We start from the raw sequence: 21,666 nt of genomic DNA, 5'->3' as shown, positions 1-21,666 counted from the left end.
ACCTTACAATGAAGAAAAAAACTAAATACACATTCTCAGCATTATTCTTTTGCATAATGCTTTTCACTTTTGAAATCCAAGCGGAACCGGATACCAACCCGGAACCAAACAATGAAAGAAAAAATTTCCATATCTACATCACTCCGGTATATTTATCAAGATACACGGAATACCCGTTCAGAACTAGACCCGAGAAGAAAACTCTTACAGCTCTCTATGGACTTACCAATAACCTATATATGGGTATTTCTTATAGTCGAGGAGAAAATCCAGAAGAGAGAGGAATACTTGCTTATACGGCACCAAGAAATTCATCAGGGACTCAAGAATATAAAAAAACAAGGGAAGGTGAATATTTTGTTTTTAGAACTCAATACTTTTTCGGCGGAAATGTTTACGGAAGCATCAATCTTGGTTTGGAAAAAGGGTATAGAATTGAAGAAAAAAACTTTTTACAATTTCAAGGGAATAACTTACAGCTAATACCATATTCAAAAAGCACAATTTATTCCGATCGTCATTTTGCTTCCGCTGGAATTGGTTATCGAAAAGAAATCTTCGAATATTTTATTTTGGGAACTGAGTTCGAATATGGAGTCATGAATTCTGGAAAAACAAACCAACATTATACTTTTGATCCAGGGTATTACAACGGTTTACCAAGCCGTTATGTTACCGATCAACTCATCTTAAGAGATCGAAATAAACCGAACAGCGAGTATATGTTCATTTCATTTTATGCAGGGATTGCAATTTAAACAAATCTTATCACTAAGGAACCACCATGAAAAAACTAATCTACTCAATCACAACCTTGACATTATTGAACTGCGCCATCCCTGCACGAGTTGATAAAATGGTTGTTTCCAGCGTAAAAGCTAACAATAAAATCAATAACGAAATATTTATCAATGAATCCAAAGGTGGGGAAATCACATTACCATTCTGGATACCGAAAATTTCTAACGAGAATTTTACCCAAGCTATCAAAAATTCCGTTCTAAATTCTGAAAAATTTCAAAAAATTTCAGATAACAACTCTAACCATTGGAGACTGGAAGTTGAAATCACCAATTGGGATCATCCTTGGTTTGGAATAGACTTCACTCATTCCCTAACTGTTAGGTACATCCTATACAATGAGAATAACATACAAGTATACAACAAAGAAATTTACTCGATAGGAACTGCAACAATGGAGGAAACGTTGATTGGAGTCTACAGAGCGAACCGAGCAAACGAATATGCAGCGAAAGAGAATATCCGATTGTTCTTGTTAGATTTGGACAATGTTAAATAACAATTGGTTCCGTTAACACAGTTTGTTTTAATATTCAGTGCAAACCATAGAAACATCAAATTGAAAAGTTTAGTTCCGATCTTTATTTTGACATTTTTTATTATGAATTGTTCTACAAATGATACAATTAATCTAAACAAACAGAAACCTGAAGCCAAAAATGAGAAGGATCGATTCATAAGAATAAAACTAAACAATTTCAAAAATTCTAAAACAGAAATTAGTTTGGGTTTACAGGAATACAATTCGTTCCAATCAGAAAATTATAAATTCGAACCACAATATACTTTTCACGAAACGATTGATGGTGATTTTATCGATATCCAAATACCTAAGGGAGAATATGTCGGCTCGTTAAAAATAACATCAACAAATCTAATTCCTTATTACACAAGGATCAAAGGGTATCACGAATTGTTCTTCGGTCTGAATCGGCATGATACAACATTGGAAACCTCAGGTGCCAATTGTCATTTCAGAAAAACTTATAGGCAGATGGGAACACCGAGCCAGTATTCTATCCACACTTGCAAAAATCTGGAATTATCCTATAACAATAAAACTTTTGAGTTTTCCCTCTCGGAACCGGATCAAATCAATTCAGAAAGTACTATATTGTCCCTGTTTTCAAGTTTCTGGTTAGGCAGAAGTTCAATATTTGTTTTATACCCCTATGCCCCCTTTCTTGTTTTCCATGGATTTTTTGGACTCGTACAAAAAGATATATTCATCCATTTAGATCATTATGGAATCTTATAGAAACAAAAATCAGACAACCAAGTTTCTATTGACTTCCTCTCTTAGAATATACTCAATACTAAGTTAGGTGATCGTTATAAAACCAAACCAAGGGAATCTATGATGAAAATTCGTTCCCGCACAAGGGATAGAAGCGGAAATCCTTATCGCAGGATGCGATAAGATTGGAGCGGATAGCGCGGTCCCTTTCCGTTAGGAAAGGGATGTGCCCCCAATGCCTTCACTGCGATAGTTTTCTTTATACTTCGCGTAGTTGTTTGCGGTGCGGGTGATGATTTCCCGATCCTTGTCTGTGATGTCGCGGATGATTTTGGCAGGACTACCCATAATGAGAACTCCTGGCGGGATTTTTTTCCCAGGAGGAACGAGGGAACCGGCGCCCACAAAAGACCATTCCCCAATCTCCACATCATCCATAAGCATGGCTCCCATCCCCACAAAACTATGATCCCGCAAAACACAACCATGGATGGTGGCATGATGGCCGATGGATACATAATCCCCGATGGTGACGGGAAACAGATCTCTTGCCACATGTACCAAAGTCATGTCTTGGATGTTCACATGTTTGCCAATGGTGATGGTATTTACGTCACCACGGAGTACGCATTGGAACCAAATAGACGACTCTTCGCCGATCGAAACTTTGCCCATTATGTCAGCAGAAGGTGCCACCCAGGCCGTAGGGTGGATAGAAGGTGTATGGCCTTGAAAAGAACGGATCATAGTTCTAAGCACAGGCGAACAGGCACAAACTCAAGGCCTTTTCGTTTTTTCCGCTTGCGTTTTAACCTTCCGACAAGTTACGGTAGTCTTAGATTCAAATGGGATCTCACTCCTCAAAAACGCTATTTTTCTCTAAAAACCTGCTAAGGAACATTTCATGGCAATAGAAATCAAAGTCCCCGAGATGGGGGAATCCGTAACCGAAGCGACTATCAGTGCTTGGACCAAAAAAGAAGGCGATGCTGTAAAAGTAGACGAAGTGCTCGCTATTTTAGAAACAGACAAAGTCTCATTAGAGATTCCTGCTCCCACATCCGGGGTTTTGAAATCCATCGCCAAAAAGGTGGGGGATGTGGTTCACGTGCGTGATATCATGGGTATCATTGAAGAAGGTGCTGTTGCAGCGGCTCCTGCTAGTTCCAGCGCTCCCGCTCCGAAAACAGAAGTTGCAAGTGCCCAACCTAACACGGGCAAAGTGAATGAGGAACTTCCTCCTGCGGCTCGCAAACTCATCGAAGAAAATAAGTTAGACGCATCCAAAATTACAGGTACCGGTCGCAACGGACAAATCACAAAAGAAGATGTGATCCTTTTTATGGAAAAAGGTGGCGCCAGTGCCTCTGCTCCTAAGGCGGCAAGTCCAGAGATTCCAAAAGCGGTTGTGGTTTCGGCAAATGCCGGTCCAAGAGAAACCGTTGTGCCGATGACAAAACTTCGCCAAACGATTGCTAATCGATTGGTAAGTGCACAACATACAGCTGCCATCCTTACCACTTTCAACGAAGTGGATATGTCTCCGATTATGGACCTTCGTAATAAATACAAAGACAAGTTCAAAGAAACTCACGGTGTGGGTCTTGGGTTCATGTCACTTTTTACCAAAGCAGTGGTGGCCGCACTCAAAGCTTATCCTGCCATCAATGCAGAGATTCGCGGAACAGACATCGTCTACAAAAACTTCTATGATATCGGAGTGGCTGTGGGTGGACCAAAAGGTCTTGTGGTTCCGATTGTTCGTAACGCAGACCTACTCAGCTTTGCTGGTGTGGAACAAGAGATCGCAAGACTTGCCGGGAAAGTGAAAGACGGTAAGATTTCTCTCGAAGATATGGAAGGGGGAACTTTCTCCATCTCCAACGGTGGTGTGTATGGATCGATGATGTCGACTCCAATTCTAAACCCTCCACAATCGGGAATTCTCGGAATGCACAATATCGTCAAACGCGCGGTAGTTGTGAATGACCAAATTGTCATTCGTCCTATGATGTATCTCGCTCTTTCTTACGACCACAGAATCGTGGATGGAAAAGAAGCGGTGCAGTTCCTTGTGAAGATCAAAGAAATGGTAGAGGACCCAACTAGACTCCTCTTTGAGGTATAAGGATATATGGAACAATACGATATCATTGTCATTGGTGCAGGTCCTGGTGGGTATGTGGCGGCCGTTCGTGCTGCTCAACTTGGTAAAAAAGTAGCCATCATTGAAAAAAGAAAAACTCTCGGTGGGACTTGTCTCAACGTGGGTTGTATTCCTTCTAAAGCCCTTCTCGATTCTTCTGAAGAATATCACAAAACAAAACATAAATTAGCGGATCACGGAATCTCTGTGAAAGATGTAAAAATCGACATCGCTAAGATGATGGCTCGTAAAGACAAAGTGGTGAGTGAAGTGACATCCGGTGTCGACTACCTGATGAAAAAAAACAAAATCACTCGTTATTTGGGTCATGCTAGTTTTGTTTCTAAAACAGAAGTTTCTATTACTGCAGAAGATGGAAAAAAAGAATCCATCTCGGGAACAAACATCATCATTGCTTCCGGTTCCACTCCGATTGAAATTCCTCCCCTTCCTGTGGATGGAAAAAACATCATCACCTCTGACCATGCCATTGGATTGGATTCTGTTCCAGAACACCTTATCATTGTCGGGGCAGGAGTGATTGGCCTCGAACTCGGATCAGTTTGGTTACGACTTGGTGCGAAAGTCACGGTAGTGGAACTCATGCCGCGTCTTTTCGGAACGGCTGACCAAGCCATTGCAAGCCTAGCGGAACGATTGTTAACCCAACAGGGGATCAACTTTCTATTTGAAACCAAAGTGCATGGTGCGAAGGTAAAAGGCAAAAAAGTAGAAGTAGAAATCGAAGGCAAAGACGGCAAAAAAACCATTCTCGAAGGAGACAAGGTTCTTGTTTCCATTGGTCGCCGCCCGAACACAGACGGACTCGGTGCCAAAGAAATTGGAATCGAGATGACAGACCGTGGTCGTGTCAAAGTAGAACTTAACAAATTCCAAACCAATATTCCGAATATCTATGCCATTGGGGATGTGGTAGATGGCCCGATGCTTGCTCACAAAGCTGAAGACGAAGGGATTGCCGTTGCCGAACTCATTTGTGGTAAATATGGCCATGTGAATTACAAAGCCATCCCTTGGATTGTTTACACTTGGCCCGAAGTGGCTTGGGTGGGACAAGGCGAAGAAGAACTCAAAGCCAAAGGTATCGAATACAAAGTAGGTAAGTACATGTTCAAACCCAACGCTCGTGCCAAAGCCATGAACGAAACGGATGGACAAGTCAAAGTCATCGCTGACAAAAAAACGGATAAACTTCTTGGAGTTTATATCGTAGGCCCAAGAGCCTCGGACATGATCGCAGAAGCAGCGATTGCTTTTGAATTTGGTGCCAGTGCGGAAGACATTGCTCGTTCTACACATGCCCACCCCACTCTTTCCGAAGTCCTTCGGGAAGCGGCGATGGATGCTGATGCGAAATGGTCCATCCATTCGTAATTTAACTGTTGTTTTGTTGTTTTAGGGAGAGTATATGACAACCGACCAGATGATGAGTTTATACGGCGATAACGTCGTATTATTGGAAGAGTATTACAAACAATTCAAAGAAGATCCACAAAGTCTCTCAAAAGACTGGATCGACTTTTTTGGAGAACTTGAAAGAACATCCGTATCCAGTAATGGATCCAACGGAAATGGGTTTAACGGAAATGGATATGTAAACTACGCATCCACCGAACACCGAAAAGGTTCTTCACTCAGCGACTTCGGTATCATCAACCTTCTCAATGCCTACAGAAGACAAGGGCACTTAGCGGCAAACCTTGACCCACTCGGAATCAACAAACCCAACCGCGAATTCATCGATCTCAAAGTCAAAGCCCTAAAATCCAGCGACTTAGAAACAGAAGTGGATTCTGGTGTCGTCAATCTTGGCAAAGCAAAACTAAAAGATGTGATTGATTGGTTTGAAAAAACTTACTGTGGTTCGATTGGCTGTGAGCACTACTACCTTGTCAATGATGAGGAAAGAGAGTGGTTACAAGACCGAATGGAACCACTGGCAAATAACGAACCTATCAGCAAAAAGACCGCATTACGTTTGTTTGAAAAACTTTACCAAGCTGATAGTTTTGAAAACTTCCTCGCAAAAAAATTCGTAGGGAAAAAACGTTTTTCTCTCGAAGGTGGGGAAACCATGATCCCTATGCTTGATACCCTTGTGGAAGAAGCGGGTGGCCATAAAATGGATGCTCTTGTGATTGGTATGGCACACCGGGGACGACTCAATGTTCTTGTGAATATCATTCGTAAACCGGCGGGCCTTATCTTTGCTGAGTTCGAAGAAAAACTAAACCCAGGCCAACTTGGTTATGCGGATGTTAAATACCATCTTGGGTATTCCAACAATGTCATGACCCATTACGGAAAAGAAGTCAAACTCTCCCTTGCCTTCAACCCTTCTCACTTAGAAGCCGTAGACCCAGTCATCTTTGGATCGGTTCGTGCCCGCCAAGAAATGGCAAAAGACGTAGACCGTTCCAAGTTTATGCCAGTGGCTATCCATGGAGATGCCGCCTTTGCCGGACAAGGTGTGGTGGCAGAAACTCTCAACATGATGAACCTAGATGGTTATACGGTTGGGGGAACTTTCCATATCGTGATCAATAACCAAATTGGATTCACCACTCTACCTAGCGAATCTAGATCTACTTTGTATGCTACTGACCTTGCCAAAGGTTTCCAAGTTCCCATTTTCCATGTGAATGGAGATGATCCAGAAGCAACTTACCGAGTCACAAAACTGGCGTTAGAATACCGTCAAAAATTCAAAAAAGATGTGATCATCGATCTTATCTGTTACAGAAGGCTTGGACATAACGAAACGGATGAACCAACCTTCACACAACCACAGATGTATGATATCATCAAAAAACATCCGAAAACCATCAAAATTTATGAAGAGAAATTGTTGCAACGTGGTGACATCACTCAGGAAGAAATTCAATTTATAAAAGATGGAATTGCGCAAGGACTTGAAGACTCTTTCCAACAAGCAAAGGAAAAAGACACCCGCATTACCGTAGACACACTCGGTGGTGTTTGGTCAAGATACACAAAAGAACCTCTGGATTCCGATGTCCACACACAACTCCTCCAACAACAATTAGGTGGGATTGTCAAAGCAGTCACAACTCTTCCCGAAGGATATACGGCGAACCCCAAACACATCAAAGTTTTAGAAGACCGTAAAAAGATGGGTGCGGGAGAACTTCCGATCGATTGGGGTTTTGCAGAATCACTTTCTTTTGGTTCCATTTTGGAAAATGGATTTCCGATTCGTCTCGGAGGACAAGATGCACAAAGAGGAACTTTTTCTCACAGACATGCCACTCTCTCGGACATTGTGAACGGAAAAAAACTCACTCTTCTCAATCACATTAGCGAGAAACAAGCAAAGATCGATATCGTGAACTCTTCCCTTTCTGAGTATTCTTGTCTCGGATTTGAATATGGATATTCCCTTGCTGATCCAAATAGCCTTGTGATCTGGGAAGCGCAGTTTGGTGACTTTGCAAACAACGCACAGGTGATCTTTGATCAGTTCATTTCCAGTTCGGAAATCAAATGGCAAAGGATGTCTGGTCTTGTTTGTTTACTCCCTCATGGATACGAAGGACAAGGTCCGGAACACTCGTCTGCAAGACTTGAACGTTTCCTCCAACTTTGTGCTTTGGACAATATCCAAGTGGCAAACCTAACCACACCGGCGCAGTACTTCCATATCTTACGTCGTCAAATCTTACAAAGTTTTAGAAAACCACTCATCATCATGACACCGAAGTCACTCCTTCGTTTGAAAGATGCGGCCTCTAGTTTGGAAGATATCACAACCGGTGCCTTCAGAAAGATCCTTCCGGATCCAGTAGCAAAACCAGAAAAAGTAGAGAAGTTACTTTTCTGTTCTGGAAAAGTTTACTATGACTTACGCAAAGCCATAGATGCCCAAAAACTGGAAAACGTAGCTGTTGTTCGTATTGAACAACTTTATCCATTCCCAGAAAACCATATCAAACAAATGATTACAAGTTATGGAAAACTGAAAAAATTTGTATGGGTACAAGAAGAGCCGAAAAACCAAGGTGCTTGGTTCTTTGTTCGGGATCGAATTGAAGCTGTGATGCCTGAGAACAAACGCCTCCACTACGCAGGTCGTTCCGAGTTCCCAAGCCCTGCTTGTGGTCACGTAGTCACACACTTAAAAGAACAAGAAGATTTAGTAAAGGATGCTTTGTCTTAAAAAATAAAACATCTAACTACAAATATATTGTTGTAATGATAAACCTTGGGAGAAATCTCAAGGTTTTTTTATTTCTACATTGACTATTCCTAATTTAGAATAAAGCAAATTCATTGAATTTTGCATTTGACAGTTCATTAAGCAGTCGTTAGAATCTCCTAACAATGAAATTTGCTACTAACCTCAGTTACCTTTTCAGTATTTTATTCCTTTTTACTGGACTTACAGTATCAGTTTTTTCCCAAACCACACCAGCTCCCAAAAGAGAAATTTATAGCGGGTTTTACAAAGGTGGATTCTATTTACAATTGGCAGGTGGAGATATTATTTTTACAGGAGGTAGTTTGCTAAAACGCGAAACTTCACTCCAAAACTCTCTCAAAACACAAGCCGACTGGGGAGTCCTTCCGAAACGTTTTATCGGCGGTATAAATGTTCCCAACGGAATTCCTTTGCCTGAAAGTAAAATCTATACAGGCAGAACAGAAAGAGTTGTGGTTGAATATGGAATTACAGATCATATCGGATTCACAGCATCTCTATCCAACAACACAGTAAATGGCAAACGGTTAAACCAATTCATCTCTGCTGATCGTACAAATCCAAATGGATATAGTCCATATCTAGAAGTATTACCCACATCCTATACTTTTTACGAAGATAAAATTTATGGTTTAGGACTCAATTATCACATACTCTCTAAATCAAAATTTGATCCATATGTAGGAATCGAACTAGGGTTAGTAAATTTTAGAACATCATATCGTTCTTATACCAACAACAGCAATTTTTTATATAGTTCAATGGTTTCTGGAATTGGTTATAGTGGAAGGCTTGCCTCTGGATTCAATTATCATATCACACCAGAGTTTGGATTGATGTTAGAAGTTTATGGTATGAAACGGATGTTAAAATCAAGCGCATTCCCGTCGGAATCATTTGATCAAGTTGGTTTTCAGTTCGGAGTACTTTTCAACTTAGACAATATTGGCCAATTATAAAAAGTTATGCATTTTGGATTTTTTCCAATTAAGGATTGGATGTTGGTGCGACCATCGCCTCTAAAGATCCACTCAAAACCCCTTTGGCAGAATTCACATCATAATCAAAAATATGAAGTTTGATTTCTGGTTCAGGGAGTTTTTTGCGTTTGTTGATTTGTTTATCAGGATTTTTCCCCAAAATCAAAGTTAGGTGATTTTTCGCAGAATTATATACCAATTTTCGGAAATGGAATTCTAAAGGAAGTATACGGCTGAGTCCACTTGTTTCAGGATCAAAAAGATAAACCAGTTTATGATCTTTAGAATTAAGGACTCCATCCAAATTACTATCTTCAGTCACAGCAAGGATGATGATTTTTTTCTCTAGGGATAAAACATCTTCTTTGGGATCATCAATTGTATTCGAAACGGATTTTTTTGCAAAATCTCCCACAAAAAAATCCCAAATGTAAACATCATGAGGAAAAAGTTTTTGAACTTTTCCATCTTTTAAGTTGATAGAGTATAAATTCCTGGCGTGTGATAAAATCCCGTCGGGACCAAACCCACCAGACTCAGTGACAAGTCCATGTGGGTAAATGAAGTATTGTTTCCAATAGATCTTTCCGTTCCCATCTTCTAAATCCAAAGTATCCGATGGTTCGGGACTATTGTCTTTTTCTTTAGATTCGGGAGTTTCTACTGTGACCTCATACCCATCGTCATAGAGGCGCCAACTCTTCGATAAACTAAAAGTTAACACCGCCAAGATGAGTAAAAAAAATAGAAAAACTCCGACTCTAAACTTTTCCATTATTTGTTAGCGTTATAAGCCTTAATTGCACTAAATACTTCATCAAGCTCTGAATTTGTCATATAAGCAAACAGAGGAAAATTCAGAACGGATTTGGAAATCCTACGAGCATTTCCATCTTTTCCAAATCTTTCGATTAAGTATGGTTTCGCACCTGGTTGGTCAGACATCGCCCCAGGATAGATATTTCCAAACCCAATCCCTTTGTCTTTGAGGACTGCTTCAATTTTTGGGCGAATTTCAGGATCCACCAAAGTCACGTTACAGTATCCGTTTTCCTCATATCCATTCGGTGGTTGGATGGCCCCAATCCCTAAACCTGGTAGTTCTTTATAGTATACGTTTTGAGAATTTTTTCGAGAATCAATCCTAGCTTGTAAGTGTTTCAAAGATAAGTTTAAAAAGGCAGCTTGCAGTGAGTCAAGTCTTGAGTTCCAACCCACAAGTCCATGTTCGTAATGTGAAGTTCTTCCGTGGTTGACAAGGCGGCGAGTCACGATAGATAACTCTTCATCATTTGTAAATACAGCACCACCATCACCAGCAGCACCTAACACCTTTGCAGGATAAAAGGAAGTAGTGGAGATAAGAGCATCTTTGTATAAAGACTTCCCATTGTGTTTCACGCCAAAACACTGAGCTCCGTCTTCAATGAGAGCTACATTTTTTTCTTTGCAGAACTTACGAAGTTCTGCAATTTTTGCCGTTCCCCAACCATACAAATGAACCACAAGAGCAGCCTTTGGTTTTACTTTTTCGACTGCCTCTTGGAACACTTGGAAATCCATTTGTAAGTCAACGGGATTGGTATCAATCGTGTAAGGATCACCACCCACATTCACAACCGCTTCAAAGGTTGCCCAAAATGTTGAATCCGGTAACAAAACTTTATCACCACGACCCACACCAACTGCACGAAGGGCCAATTGTAAAGCATCGGTTCCATTGGCACAACCAACGGCATACTTTGTTTCTGCCCAAGTAGCAAGATTTGTTTCCAAATCGGTAACTTCGTTTCCACCGATAAACTGTGCGTTTACGGACATGGACTTTACTTTTTCATTCCAGGTGTCCAAAAATCCTGGTTCAAATCTTTTGATATCTATAAATGGAACTGCCATTGTATGCCCTTTTTATTTACTTATTGTGAAAATTTGATGAAGCCAACCATTGAACTCTTTGGAGTACATAGTCCAAAGAAAAAATAAAGCCCAATACAGAACCGTCCCATAAGCAAGTGCAGGGATCAAGGTTTTACTTAAGTTATTGGATGCGGAATAATAAATTCGAATGAGAACAAGAGGCCACAAAAAGAATAAAAACACGTAGATAGAATTTCCCATAGCGGAAATCCAAAGGAGAACCTCAGCTTTAGGATTTTCCTTCCAACGCGCTACCCCTTCCCAAAATTCAGGAAAGAATTGGACCAAATAAAAACAAAACACGAGAAAGAAAAAAAACTTCCAATGAGATTCCAAATCTCTCCGGAACAGAGTGAGAAGGAGTCCCACAAACCAAATGAAAAGAACCGGAAAGGCAACAACTTCCAATAGTGTCATGAATTTGTTTTTGTATTCTCCGTTAGTCGTTCTAAACAGGAAATGAGTCCTGTTGGATCTGCTTTCCCCTTCCCTGCAATGTCAAAGGCAGTCCCATGATCGGGGGAAACTCGGGTAAAATCCAGTCCTAAGGTTATATTAACTCCCTTCTTCCCTTCAAGCAATTTAAATGGAATGAGACCTTGGTCGTGGTAACCTGCCAAATACAAATCGTACGCGCGAGCTCCTGGTAAAAAAGCAGAATCTGCAGAAAGAGGACCTTCAACAGAAAACTTTGCTTTGCGTAGAACCTTAATGCCACCGGCAAGAATGGTCAATTCTTCATCCCCAATCTTTCCGCCTTCCCCAGCATGAGGGTTCAGTCCCAGATAGGCAATTTTGGGATTTTTTAAAAAGGGAGAACGAGTTAGGGCCTTACTCAGTTCCGTCCAAGAAAACTTTTTCAATTCTTTTACCACGTCTTTCAAGGGAACATGGGTGGTTAAGGGAATGACGTTTAATTTTTCCCCTGACATCATCATAAAGGTAGGTCGTTTGTAATACTCGGCGAGAGTTTCCGTATGGCCCCGAAATCCTTTGATCCCCGCTTTCTGCACCCACTCCTTAGAGAGAGGCAAAGTGATGAGATCAGCTCCCAGTTCCTTTTGCAAGTCCATGGCAGCAAGTAGTGAATCATAAGCCATCTGGCCCGAAGTTTTGGAAGGTTTTCCTAGAACAAAGGAACGAGTTTTTTTAGAATCTTTCCAAGAGAGAGCATAAAATCCCGGTTCGTTACTGGGTTTTGTTAAATTGGGGAGAGAAGGAATGTTTTGGTTGTGGGGTCCGCGTACAAGGTAGATGCGGTGGTGTTTCCCTAAGGCTAACAAATGAGGGAAGGCAGAAACCACAAGTTCGTAGTTGATACTTGTTGGATCGCCTTCCGAAATCAGAATGGTTTTCAATTATTCTTTTGCGTTTGGTTGTTTCCCAAAAATCTTCTCAACACTTAAAGAATCTTTTGAGTATTCCAATTCAATTAAGTCTTTCGCGCTGTGTTTGAGGTCGTTGGAAATCATACAACGTCCTTCCAAGATCACCCCATTTTGGATGATAAGCTCTGGAGTTTTGATATCTCCAAGAATTTTGGAAGTAGGAAGGAGCATCACGCGGTTTCTTGCAGTTACGTTTCCGGCAACAATTCCCTCTACGATGACACTGGCAGCAGTGATATTGGTTTTGACCTTTCCTGTAACACCAATGTAGAGGTGTTCGGCTTGGAGGGATTTTCCCTCGAATTTACCGTCAATTTTTAAGGATCCATTGATGAAGAATTTACCGTTAAAGTAAGAATTCTCTCCAATAGTTGAATTGGTAACTTCGGTCTGATTTTTGACTAATGCCATGCTGTTACGAGTCCGTGAATGTGATTTTTCACAGTGTCCTCGTTCCCCCCGGGAATGAAAAGGTTTTTTTACCCTCGAAAGGACGGGAGTCGAATCAAATCACATGCCTCTTCTGCAAATTCTTGGAATTCGCGAAGTCCTTCCATGATGGATCGACCTTCCAAAACCGTGGCCTTTTCAAACCTAGGATTGAATTTGAGCGGTTCTTCCATATTCATAATGACGTTATTTCCCTCTTTGATGTCCTTATTTACCGCCGTGAGGAAATCTCTGAATTTACCCAAGGTTTCAAAGGACTCAGCAATGAAAATTCGAGACTGTTTGTTTTTCATTCGGGAGAGCTGTTCACGGAACTCTTGTTTGTCGGCAGCGGCATACTCCTCCACTGTTTCCACAAGGATCTTCATGTTCCGGCGTAAGTTCTCCATATACTTAAGAACCGAATCCCTTTCTGTGGCATGGGAATAATCAAATTTAATATGACCGTCACCGAGGATAGGAATGTATTCCAAATCCATAATATTCACGAGGGTTCCAATTTGATTGATTTCGCTATCATTCGAATTGGGAGATACTTTCATCACTGGATATTGAGAAATAATTTTGTGTTTGAGGTTCTCAGGATTTTCTTCTCTGGTTTTTGCATTCCGCATCGTCTGTTCCAAGTTATCCGGAATTCCTTCTGGGGACACTTCTTGCATACGCCGCCTGTAACGTTCTATGTCGAAAGCAACTCGTTCTTTTTGCAGATCGTTTTTGGCATTTCTTTCAATTTTCTCCAAATTTCTTAGCATTTTCTGCAATTTGGAGAGTTCCATAATCTGTTCTTGCGAAAGCGGCATTTTATTCCCAACCCTCTGGAATGTTTGTGGATTCCCCAGTAGCAACTAATGTTCGTTCAATGGATTTTGCCAAAACTTCTTCACCGTTTGATTTTAAAACACGCCAATACAAATTCAAAGCCAAAGGTAAATATTTGAGTCGCCCTGCTTTTTTATAAAAATCTAAAAAGTTTTGGTTCTCCTTTTTCACAAAACTAATAAATGCCAATTGTAAATTGAGAAAATAAGAATAAGGTCTTTTGATGAGTTCGTTTTTTAATTCGTCTATGAAACTTTCTCCATCGCTCCGAAACCTTACGACTGTTTCCACAAAGGGATCCATTTGGTGGGTCAGCTCATAACCAAATCCATCACCATAAGTCCAATCCCCACGTAAGTTTGTTTCTAATTCTACTTGATAAGAGTGAAATGTATCTAACGGGAAATATCTTTTGGCATATCGTAATGCGGGGAAGGCAGGAATTTTTCCAAGAGATACAGAACGAAATTTTTGTTTTTCCCAATCTTCCCATTCCGCATAAAATCCAATGAGGAACTTCCAAAATCGGAAGGTTTCTTCTCCTGTAAACCAGCCTGTTTCAATCGCATGAAATAAAACACCTGAAATTTGCCAATGGGAATCGACAATGACTGCATCAGTAAGAGTTTTAAAATCCAAAACATTGGAATTTCCCCTTACATACTCAACTAACATATGCAATATGGAGTTTTCATACGGGAAAACAGAAGATTCCCAACCTAGCAAATATAGAAACCTACGATTGTCATCAGTTTGACCAAAGAATTCTTTGGTTTTCAGCACCCAATTGCGAAACTCTAATAGATTACCCGAGTACAATAATCCAAATCCAATGAGTTCCCAATCCTCTCTTTCCATTTCTTCAAACTCACGATTTTGGCAAAGTTTCCAGATCTCGGCCAAAGATTCTTTTGGAAACGGAGTGGGAGAGAGAAGTTGCGGGTCGCGGAAGCGATTGTTTGCCTCATTTTCGCCTAAAATGGAACAAAGGCTGAACCCACCGGAAAAATCGGTCGATAAATAAAAGAGATAGTTTGCAAAACGAGACTGACTGCCTGAAAAAAAGGCACGTAAGCTCGGCCAGAGCTCCGGCAGTGTAGCCGATTTTGGAATATGAGGCCTTTGGTGGAATTCAATACGATATTCCGGCCATTGCAGTTTGTATTCTGTTTGTAAGCTCATAAGGAGAGGAACCTTCCCTCTCTAAATTCGTAATCATAGGAAGTATGCATGAGGCATTTTTGGTTAGCAAGTAGAATTCTTCTCTTTTTCACAACATCCCTATTTGCGGAGACTGACCTTCAATATTTAATCAAATCACACCAATGGGGACAAATCGAAAACCATTTTCGAAATACAAATCCTTCCCGCGAAAGTGAAGTGTACAGCCTGATCGAATTCCACGAAAAATCACCTAACGGGGAAAAGGAGAAACGATTTCGGTATTTGATTTCCTTAGTCCGTGGTGTGTTTGTCACAGAATCTTCGGAAGAAGAAGTAAGAAAAATCCTGACACAAACCATGCCTTTCCAAACGACTATTTTTAAACTCAGTTATTGGAAATTATACACGGAAATCACACAAAGAAACTACCTCACCCCAGCCGAAAGAATCCAATACCTAAACCGATTGAATTTAGAAGAAGATCCTATTTGTCGTAGGCTTCTCGATGAACTGGTTCGTCTTCTCGCCGCAAACAACCAGTGGAAAGAAATATTAGATAAAATTAATTCCGTCCAAGAATCTCACAGAAAATACCTTCTGACTGGGGACACCCAATACAGATACGGAAAAGCAAAACTTGTCTTAGGTGATGAAAAATCGGCGGTTGAAGAATGGTTGAACTGCCTATCAAGAGAAGGGCTTTCCGATTCTACGGTCCACCTAATCGCCGCTGACTGGTCCAAATACAAAGGTTCGGGAAGTATTTTACAACTGGCTCCGTCAGAACTTACATTATTACTTCCGGCTATCAGTAATAATGATAAAGAAGCCTTGTTCCGAACAAGACCCGAACTATTTTCTACTAGACTTGCTTATTACGAAGGGTTCAAACACCTCGCATCGATTTTAACAAAAACGGGGAAAATAAACGAACTTTTTAGGGTTTTACGTTCCAATAAAACCTTTGTAGATATGGATTCTTCGTATATTGTTAGCTTAGCTGATATTTTATACCAACAAAACAAATTCCAAAATGCCATTGAACTTTTAAAAACATTTCCAGGGAAAGATGCGGGTTATTACCGAGTCCTTGCTGCCACTTACGACAGATTAGGTGACCGTGAAATGTATTTTGAAAACCTAATTTTATATTTAGGAAAATATCCGTTTAATCTTTTTTACCAAGATCGTCTCATCGAATACTTAGTGAATCGAAAAGGAGACAAATCAAATTATGCACCACTAACAAAATTTGAAAGAGCACTCGCGGAAATTCCAAACCTTCCCGTCAAAGGCCGACTTGTGTATTGGTATTTACGATCTCTGAAAGAAAGTGGTGATACAGAGAAATTAAAAAAAGAACTAAAAAGATACTATGCCCTTTGTCCTGGATCCTATTACACAAGGGTCATCCGCGAAGAATTTTTATCCATTATCAAAGAAGGAAACAAACCAGACAATCCCACCTATAACAAAGAATATCTTTTTGAATATTTATCCTATACGGCAGGAATTCCAGAAGAGTCCTACTCCATCCTTGGTCGAAACTTAGGATTTGTGTATCCAAAAGATTCTTATGAACTTGGAAACAAACTAGGTGGAATGAGTTCGAGAATCCAAGGGCATAAACTTCTAAATCTTGCCAAAGAATACTTCCGATTGGGAGAAGATAGTTTGGGTTTAAGTTTAGTCAACTTTCACACAAAAAGAGAAAACCTTTCAGATGAAGAAAAGGATGAAATTTTGGTGGGGATTGGTGACTTAACATATAACACGTATTATACGGCATTTCATACAAGGTCTCTACTCAAAAGACATTTTATCCCGGATGATCCCATCCTTTTACCCACTTCCCTCTCCGTCAGAATCTATCCCAGACCCCACCAAAGTATTGTTTCCCGTTACGCGCAGGAAAATGATATCTCGGAAGACAAAGTTTATGCTCTGATGCGCCAAGAATCCTTCTTTAAGGAAACTGCCACTTCGCGTTCCAATGCGCGGGGCCTTATGCAAATTATGCCAGCCACAGGGAAGGAATTAGCCTCTCGGATGGGAATCAATTCTTACTCTCTCTACGAACCAGAAACTTCTATCCGTTTGGGGACAAAGTTTTTGGCCTACCTTTTGAAATCCAATGGGAACGAATTGAAATGGGCTTCCATTGCTTATAACGGAGGCCCGGGGAATTTACGGAAGTGGAAGAAGTCCGTTTATACCGGCGATTTTAACCATTTTTTGGAAGATCTTCCTTACAAAGAATCAAGGGATTACTGTCGCATCGTAGTTTCGAATTTCTACGCATATGACATCATGAAAAAATACCATAAGTTGTAAAAAATGACTTTTCCCCACCCTTTCCTCTGTCTATCATTAGAAATAGACAGAGATATACAGGAGAAGATATGTCCGAAAAGGCAATTCTGAAAGTGGATGGAAAAGAGTTTGAACTTCCGATTTTAACAGGAAGTGAAAACGAGAAGGCAATTGATATTACTAAACTCCGCCAATTGTCCGGTTATGTTACGATTGATTCCGGTTATTTAAATACAGGTGCTTGCACCAGTGAGATTACCTTTCTCGATGGAGAACAGGGGATTCTTCGTTATCGCGGAATTCCTATCGATGATTTGGCCGCTAAGTCTACCTTTACTGAAGTAGCTTATTTACTCATCTACGGCAAACTTCCAAACGATACACAACTCAAAGAGTGGAATACCTCCATTACAAACCATACAATGATCCATGAGGATCTCAAACGTCTGTTCAACGGTTTTCCAAAAGATGGACACCCGATGGCGATCATGTCTTGTATGATGGGATGTTTGTCTACCTACTACCAAGATAGTTATGATCCAATGAATGAGGAACACAGAGAAATCTCCATCATTCGACTTCTTGCAAAATTTCCAACGATCGCTGCTTACGCTTATAAAAAATCTATCGGACAACCGATCATCCATCCACTCAACGAGTTAGATTATGCATCTAACTTCATGAATATGATGTTTGCGGTTCCTGCTGAAGATTACCATATCGATCCAGAAATTGTTTCGGCACTCAACCTACTACTCATCCTTCACGCAGACCATGAACAAAACTGTTCTACATCTACTGTGCGTTTGGTGGGATCTTCCCTTGCCAACTTGTATGGTGCGATTTCTGCAGGAATCCTAGCTCTTTGGGGACCACGTCACGGTGGAGCCAACCAAGAAGTTTTGGAAATGTTAGAAGGAATCAAAAAGAGCGGGCTATCTGTGAAAAAAATCGTAGAACAAGCCAAAGACAAAAACTCCAGTTTCCGATTGAATGGATTTGGTCACCGCGTTTACAAAAACTTTGACCCACGAGCAAAAATCATCAAAGTTGCTTGTGATAAAGTTTTAAACAAACTAGGAATCAAAGACCCACTTCTTGACATTGCAAAAGAATTGGAAGAAGCAGCTCTTAACGATCCGTACTTTGTAGAAAGAAAACTTTATCCAAACGTAGACTTCTACTCAGGAATCATCTACCGTGCTCTTGGAATTCCTACCAATATGTTTACAGTAATGTTTGCTATGGGAAGACTTCCAGGTTGGATTGCGCAGTGGAAAGAGATGATCGAAGACCCAAGTTTAAAGATTGGCCGACCTCGCCAAATTTACACTGGTCCACAAGAAATCTCTTACGAAGCAGCCAAAAAACAGGCCTAACACCTAATGAAAAAGGGCAAGGGATAAAACCCTTGTCCGCAAACTACAATTGAAAAAACCATTCGCCGCTCCGAGTTTCTTCCTCTTTTCCATCCTTACTCTTTTTTTTACCCATCCTCTTTTTCCAGAAACCCAAAATGATATTGGAGAAAGGATCATCCATACTACAAAGTTTTCTTATTGGATTGATCCTACCTCTTCCGTTCCCTTAGAATCTGTATTAGAAACTGGTTCTTTCCAAAAATTAAAAGATCCCTTTGTTAACTTTGGATTTTTAGAAGGGACACTTTGGCTGAGGCTCGATCCCAAAGATTTTCCCGATCCTTCGAAATACCCACTCCTCCTCATACAGGCACATAATATTGATTTGGTGGAACTATTCCACAAAAACGATGGTTCAAAATATATAATTTCCAAATCAGGGCATATCCAACCCGTGTTCCAAAGAGAAATCCCTCATAGAAATTTTGTCTTTCGGATCGGACATGAAAGAGAAACCATACTCATTGCAATGAAATCAGAAATTTCTTTGCAGTTTTCTCTTATTTTTACCAACCAAAGAAATCTCCAAAGAGAAGATTATATCACACAATGGATTTATGGATTATTTTTTGGAAGTTTAGGAATCATCATTTTATACAATCTAGCCATAGCATTTTTTGTTAGAGATCGAAACTATTTTTATTATATCGGTTATGTATTGTTTTTTGGACTCGGACAACTTTCTCTACTCGGATTCTGGGGTTATTTTTTTGTTCCCGATTCCTATTTTTGGAAACGGATAGGGATTCCTGTTTTTTTTAGTATCTGTCTTTTTTTCTTTGTTCTATTCACTTCTAATTTTTTAAAACTAAAAATCAGAGTTCCTAAAATAGCTCGGTTCTATCAGGTTTTAGGATTTTTTTCACTCCTCAATGCCGCAGTGGCTTTGTTTGGTGGAATTTCAGAAGCATCGATTGGTGTGACTTGGCTTTCCGTATCCATTTGTTTTAGTTTACTCGGAGTTTTGATTTGGGGAATTTCTAAACGGCTTAGGTCTTTTTATTATTTTGCCATCGCCTTTGTTTTATTACTGATTACTTGTATTGTTTATGGATTACTCAAATTTGGATTTCTTTCTACCAATCCATTTTTAGAAGAGATGTTATTTCCCATCGCTTCCCTTGCAGACATCACTTTGTTTGCATTTGCTTTGGCTGATCGTATCCAACTATTACGACAAGAAAAAGATTTAGCCCTGGCCCAAGTCACAAGTCTACGAAAGGAAAGAAAAATTTCTCGGGACATTCTCATGCAGTCCCTACCAAAAACAATTCCTGATGTAAAAAACTTACAAATGCAAATTTACATCCAACCGATGAAAGATGTTGGTGGGGATTTTTACGAATACTTTTCTCCTAATCCTTATGAACTAGGGATTGTTCTTTGTGATGTTTCAGGGCATGGGATTCCTGCCTCTCTCATCTCTGCTATGGGGAAAGTTGCCTTTACCACGCAAAAAGACAATATCTCATCCCCGAAACAAGTTTTAGAAGGAATGAATCGCGTGTTATACGGGAACTGCAATCCGCAGTATGTTACGGCTTCATATGTATATCTCAATACATCCACCAAAGTTTGGAGATTTGGAAGGGCCGGCCACCCGAGTGCTTACCTCCAAAGGGTGGGCGGTGAGATCATCAAAGTCCATCCCAAGGGGAAAATCATTGGAGTTTTTCCAGAAATTCAAATCGAAGAAACCACACATAGAGTGGAACCAAAAGATAGAATCCTTATCTTAAGTGATGGAGTTTTGGAATGTTTTAATCCAGAAGGTGCCATGTATGGAGAATCAGGCCTTCTCGAATTTTTACGTGTGAACCGTGAAATACCAAACCATCTTTTCAAAATAAAACTCATCCAAGATTTAGAGTCATTTTCTAAAACAGAAATAAAAGACTGGGACGACGACCTAACCTTTATTTTTCTGGAATTGGTATGACAAAAAGTTACGAACTCTTGGATTCTGGTGACCTATCCAAATTAGAAATCGTTGGCGGTTACAAACTCCATCGTTCCTCCCCCACTTCAGCGTATGGAAAAGAAAATCCTGAGATTTGGAACGACCTCCATGCCCATTATATCAAAAATGATTCTGGGTCGGGACATTGGAATTTCCAAAAAAAAGTTCCCGAAAGTTTCACCATCGAATTCTCAAATTTAACTTTTAAAATCAAACTCACTCCATTTGGTCATATTGGCCTTTTCCCAGAACAAGAAACCAATTGGAACCGCATCCGAGAGATTGGAAAAAAGAAACAAGGCCTGGAAGTTTTAAACCTGTTTGCTTATTCAGGCGGATCGACACTTGCATGTCTTGATGCAGGGATGAGTGTCTGCCATGTGGATGCTTCCAAAGGAATGGTGGACTGGGCAAGGGAAAATGCAAAACTCTCTGGACTCGATTCGAAACCTGTGCGTTGGATTGTGGATGATGTGATGAAGTTCATTCGACGCGAAATCAAACGCGGAAAAAAATACCAAGGCCTTATCCTCGACCCACCTAGTTTTGGACGCGGTTCCAAAGGTGAGGTTTGGAAAATTGAAGAGAACTTAAGTGAACTGATGGATGCTCTCATGGAACTCTCCGATTCCAAACCTGAATTTGTCATCCTCAGTTGTCATAGCCAAGGTTTTAGTCCTTTGACATTAGAAAGAATTTTATCTTCACGAATCAAAACCAAAGGGAACTACCAAACATCCGAATTATTCATTCCAGAAAAATCAGGGAAAAAATATCCTGCTGGATTTTGTACTTTCTTCTCTAAATAAATTAGGCAAAACTTAAAA

19 protein-coding genes are annotated in these 21,666 nt (G+C 40.3%); 11 read left to right on the top strand and 8 right to left on the bottom strand.

Annotated elements, in window-relative coordinates; all coding sequences use genetic code 11:
- The first annotated feature begins 8 nt into the window (after positions 1–8).
- The 3 genes from EHQ70_RS13400 to EHQ70_RS13390 all read left to right on the top strand — a co-directional run bounded on the left by EHQ70_RS13400 (position 9) and on the right by EHQ70_RS13390 (position 2,059).
- On the top strand, positions 9–758 hold the full coding sequence (locus EHQ70_RS13400; protein ID WP_135587140.1) for a hypothetical protein: 750 nt from the start codon (positions 9–11) through the stop codon (positions 756–758).
- 26 nt (positions 759–784) lie between these two features.
- The gene (locus tag EHQ70_RS13395) at positions 785–1,300 is read left to right on the top strand and encodes a hypothetical protein (protein ID WP_135587138.1); all 516 of its coding nucleotides are present in this window, start codon (positions 785–787) and stop codon (positions 1,298–1,300) included.
- Between the two features lie 102 nt (positions 1,301–1,402).
- Positions 1,403–2,059: a hypothetical protein gene (locus tag EHQ70_RS13390; RefSeq protein ID WP_135736268.1), complete on the top strand. Its 657-nt coding sequence runs from the start codon at positions 1,403–1,405 to the stop codon at positions 2,057–2,059.
- 192 nt (positions 2,060–2,251) lie between these two features.
- Here the strand turns inward: EHQ70_RS13390 and EHQ70_RS13385 are convergent, their stop codons facing one another.
- Complete coding sequence (locus tag EHQ70_RS13385; RefSeq protein ID WP_135587134.1) at positions 2,252–2,785, bottom strand: gamma carbonic anhydrase family protein; 534 nt, start codon at positions 2,783–2,785, stop codon at positions 2,252–2,254.
- A 157-nt stretch (positions 2,786–2,942) separates the two neighbouring features.
- Between EHQ70_RS13385 and odhB the strand changes: the two genes are divergently transcribed.
- The 4 genes from odhB (at position 2,943) to EHQ70_RS13365 (ending at position 9,383) form a co-directional block, all read left to right on the top strand.
- Complete coding sequence (gene odhB, locus EHQ70_RS13380) at positions 2,943–4,166, top strand: 2-oxoglutarate dehydrogenase complex dihydrolipoyllysine-residue succinyltransferase (protein WP_135587132.1); 1,224 nt, start codon at positions 2,943–2,945, stop codon at positions 4,164–4,166.
- A gap of 6 nt (positions 4,167–4,172) precedes the next feature.
- Positions 4,173–5,579, top strand: coding sequence for a dihydrolipoyl dehydrogenase (lpdA, locus tag EHQ70_RS13375; RefSeq protein ID WP_135587130.1), 1,407 nt, complete (start codon positions 4,173–4,175; stop codon positions 5,577–5,579).
- Between the two features lie 34 nt (positions 5,580–5,613).
- The gene (locus tag EHQ70_RS13370; protein WP_135587128.1) at positions 5,614–8,382 is read left to right on the top strand and encodes a 2-oxoglutarate dehydrogenase E1 component; all 2,769 of its coding nucleotides are present in this window, start codon (positions 5,614–5,616) and stop codon (positions 8,380–8,382) included.
- A 164-nt stretch (positions 8,383–8,546) separates the two neighbouring features.
- A complete protein-coding gene (locus tag EHQ70_RS13365) occupies positions 8,547–9,383 on the top strand; it encodes a hypothetical protein (protein ID WP_135587126.1) in 837 nt (278 codons plus the stop codon).
- 28 nt (positions 9,384–9,411) lie between these two features.
- Here EHQ70_RS13365 and EHQ70_RS13360 read toward each other — a convergent pair whose 3' ends face one another.
- The 7 genes from EHQ70_RS13360 to EHQ70_RS13330 all read right to left on the bottom strand — a co-directional run bounded on the left by EHQ70_RS13360 (position 9,412) and on the right by EHQ70_RS13330 (position 15,163).
- On the bottom strand, positions 9,412–10,179 hold the full coding sequence (locus EHQ70_RS13360) for a hypothetical protein (RefSeq protein WP_208729548.1): 768 nt from the start codon (positions 10,177–10,179) through the stop codon (positions 9,412–9,414).
- Positions 10,179–11,300, bottom strand: a complete 1,122-nt coding sequence (locus EHQ70_RS13355) for a DegT/DnrJ/EryC1/StrS family aminotransferase (protein ID WP_135587122.1) — start codon at positions 11,298–11,300, stop codon at positions 10,179–10,181. Before EHQ70_RS13355 ends, EHQ70_RS13360 begins: the two co-directional genes overlap by 1 nt.
- Positions 11,301–11,312: 12 nt before the next feature.
- Positions 11,313–11,738 (bottom strand): hypothetical protein, encoded by a 426-nt coding sequence (locus EHQ70_RS13350; RefSeq protein WP_135587120.1) that lies wholly within the window; start codon positions 11,736–11,738, stop codon positions 11,313–11,315.
- Positions 11,735–12,679, bottom strand: a complete 945-nt coding sequence (locus tag EHQ70_RS13345; RefSeq protein ID WP_135587118.1) for a PdxA family dehydrogenase — start codon at positions 12,677–12,679, stop codon at positions 11,735–11,737. Before EHQ70_RS13345 ends, EHQ70_RS13350 begins: the two co-directional genes overlap by 4 nt.
- On the bottom strand, positions 12,680–13,120 hold the full coding sequence (locus EHQ70_RS13340; RefSeq protein WP_002989231.1) for a bactofilin family protein: 441 nt from the start codon (positions 13,118–13,120) through the stop codon (positions 12,680–12,682). It lies immediately after the preceding gene.
- Positions 13,121–13,188: 68 nt separating this feature from the next.
- Entirely contained in the window at positions 13,189–13,962 is a 774-nt protein-coding gene (locus tag EHQ70_RS13335; protein ID WP_135587115.1) for a hypothetical protein, read from the bottom strand.
- Position 13,963: 1 nt separating this feature from the next.
- Entirely contained in the window at positions 13,964–15,163 is a 1,200-nt protein-coding gene (locus tag EHQ70_RS13330; protein ID WP_135587113.1) for an LBF_1011 family protein, read from the bottom strand.
- 48 nt (positions 15,164–15,211) lie between these two features.
- Here EHQ70_RS13330 and EHQ70_RS13325 point away from each other — a divergent pair, with 48 nt between their 5' ends.
- The 4 genes from EHQ70_RS13325 (at position 15,212) to EHQ70_RS13310 (ending at position 21,648) form a co-directional block, all read left to right on the top strand.
- On the top strand, positions 15,212–17,479 hold the full coding sequence (locus EHQ70_RS13325; RefSeq protein ID WP_135587111.1) for a lytic transglycosylase domain-containing protein: 2,268 nt from the start codon (positions 15,212–15,214) through the stop codon (positions 17,477–17,479).
- A 68-nt stretch (positions 17,480–17,547) separates the two neighbouring features.
- Positions 17,548–18,837: a citrate synthase gene (locus EHQ70_RS13320; protein ID WP_135587109.1), complete on the top strand. Its 1,290-nt coding sequence runs from the start codon at positions 17,548–17,550 to the stop codon at positions 18,835–18,837.
- A 49-nt stretch (positions 18,838–18,886) separates the two neighbouring features.
- Positions 18,887–20,818, top strand: coding sequence for a SpoIIE family protein phosphatase (locus tag EHQ70_RS13315; RefSeq protein WP_135587106.1), 1,932 nt, complete (start codon positions 18,887–18,889; stop codon positions 20,816–20,818).
- Positions 20,815–21,648, top strand: a complete 834-nt coding sequence (locus EHQ70_RS13310; protein ID WP_135587104.1) for a class I SAM-dependent methyltransferase — start codon at positions 20,815–20,817, stop codon at positions 21,646–21,648. Before EHQ70_RS13315 ends, EHQ70_RS13310 begins: the two co-directional genes overlap by 4 nt.
- Positions 21,649–21,666: the final 18 nt, after the last annotated feature.

Source organism: Leptospira congkakensis, assembly GCF_004770265.1.
In the GTDB taxonomy this organism is placed as follows: Bacteria; Spirochaetota; Leptospiria; order Leptospirales; family Leptospiraceae; genus Leptospira_A; species Leptospira_A congkakensis.
Note: the sequence above shows the minus strand (reverse complement) of the source record. Positions and strands in the feature narration are given on the sequence as shown.

Excerpts from the sequence above, each read along its gene's own strand:
- EHQ70_RS13330 (WP_135587113.1), bottom strand. The coding sequence starts at position 15,163 with ATGAGCTTACAAACAGAATACAAACTGCAATGGCCGGAATATCGTATT.
- EHQ70_RS13355 (WP_135587122.1), bottom strand. The coding sequence starts at position 11,300 with ATGGCAGTTCCATTTATAGATATCAAAAGATTTGAACCAGGATTTTTG.
- lpdA (WP_135587130.1), top strand. The coding sequence starts at position 4,173 with ATGGAACAATACGATATCATTGTCATTGGTGCAGGTCCTGGTGGGTAT.
- odhB (WP_135587132.1), top strand. The coding sequence starts at position 2,943 with ATGGCAATAGAAATCAAAGTCCCCGAGATGGGGGAATCCGTAACCGAA.
- EHQ70_RS13360 (WP_208729548.1), bottom strand. The coding sequence starts at position 10,179 with ATGGAAAAGTTTAGAGTCGGAGTTTTTCTATTTTTTTTACTCATCTTG.
- EHQ70_RS13350 (WP_135587120.1), bottom strand. The coding sequence starts at position 11,738 with ATGACACTATTGGAAGTTGTTGCCTTTCCGGTTCTTTTCATTTGGTTT.
- EHQ70_RS13320 (WP_135587109.1), top strand. The coding sequence starts at position 17,548 with ATGTCCGAAAAGGCAATTCTGAAAGTGGATGGAAAAGAGTTTGAACTT.
- EHQ70_RS13335 (WP_135587115.1), bottom strand. The coding sequence starts at position 13,962 with ATGCCGCTTTCGCAAGAACAGATTATGGAACTCTCCAAATTGCAGAAA.
- EHQ70_RS13310 (WP_135587104.1), top strand. The coding sequence starts at position 20,815 with ATGACAAAAAGTTACGAACTCTTGGATTCTGGTGACCTATCCAAATTA.
- EHQ70_RS13340 (WP_002989231.1), bottom strand. The coding sequence starts at position 13,120 with ATGGCATTAGTCAAAAATCAGACCGAAGTTACCAATTCAACTATTGGA.
- EHQ70_RS13325 (WP_135587111.1), top strand. The coding sequence starts at position 15,212 with ATGAGGCATTTTTGGTTAGCAAGTAGAATTCTTCTCTTTTTCACAACA.
- EHQ70_RS13390 (WP_135736268.1), top strand. The coding sequence starts at position 1,403 with ATGAATTGTTCTACAAATGATACAATTAATCTAAACAAACAGAAACCT.
- EHQ70_RS13400 (WP_135587140.1), top strand. The coding sequence starts at position 9 with ATGAAGAAAAAAACTAAATACACATTCTCAGCATTATTCTTTTGCATA.
- EHQ70_RS13365 (WP_135587126.1), top strand. The coding sequence starts at position 8,547 with ATGAAATTTGCTACTAACCTCAGTTACCTTTTCAGTATTTTATTCCTT.
- EHQ70_RS13395 (WP_135587138.1), top strand. The coding sequence starts at position 785 with ATGAAAAAACTAATCTACTCAATCACAACCTTGACATTATTGAACTGC.
- EHQ70_RS13385 (WP_135587134.1), bottom strand. The coding sequence starts at position 2,785 with ATGATCCGTTCTTTTCAAGGCCATACACCTTCTATCCACCCTACGGCC.
- EHQ70_RS13370 (WP_135587128.1), top strand. The coding sequence starts at position 5,614 with ATGACAACCGACCAGATGATGAGTTTATACGGCGATAACGTCGTATTA.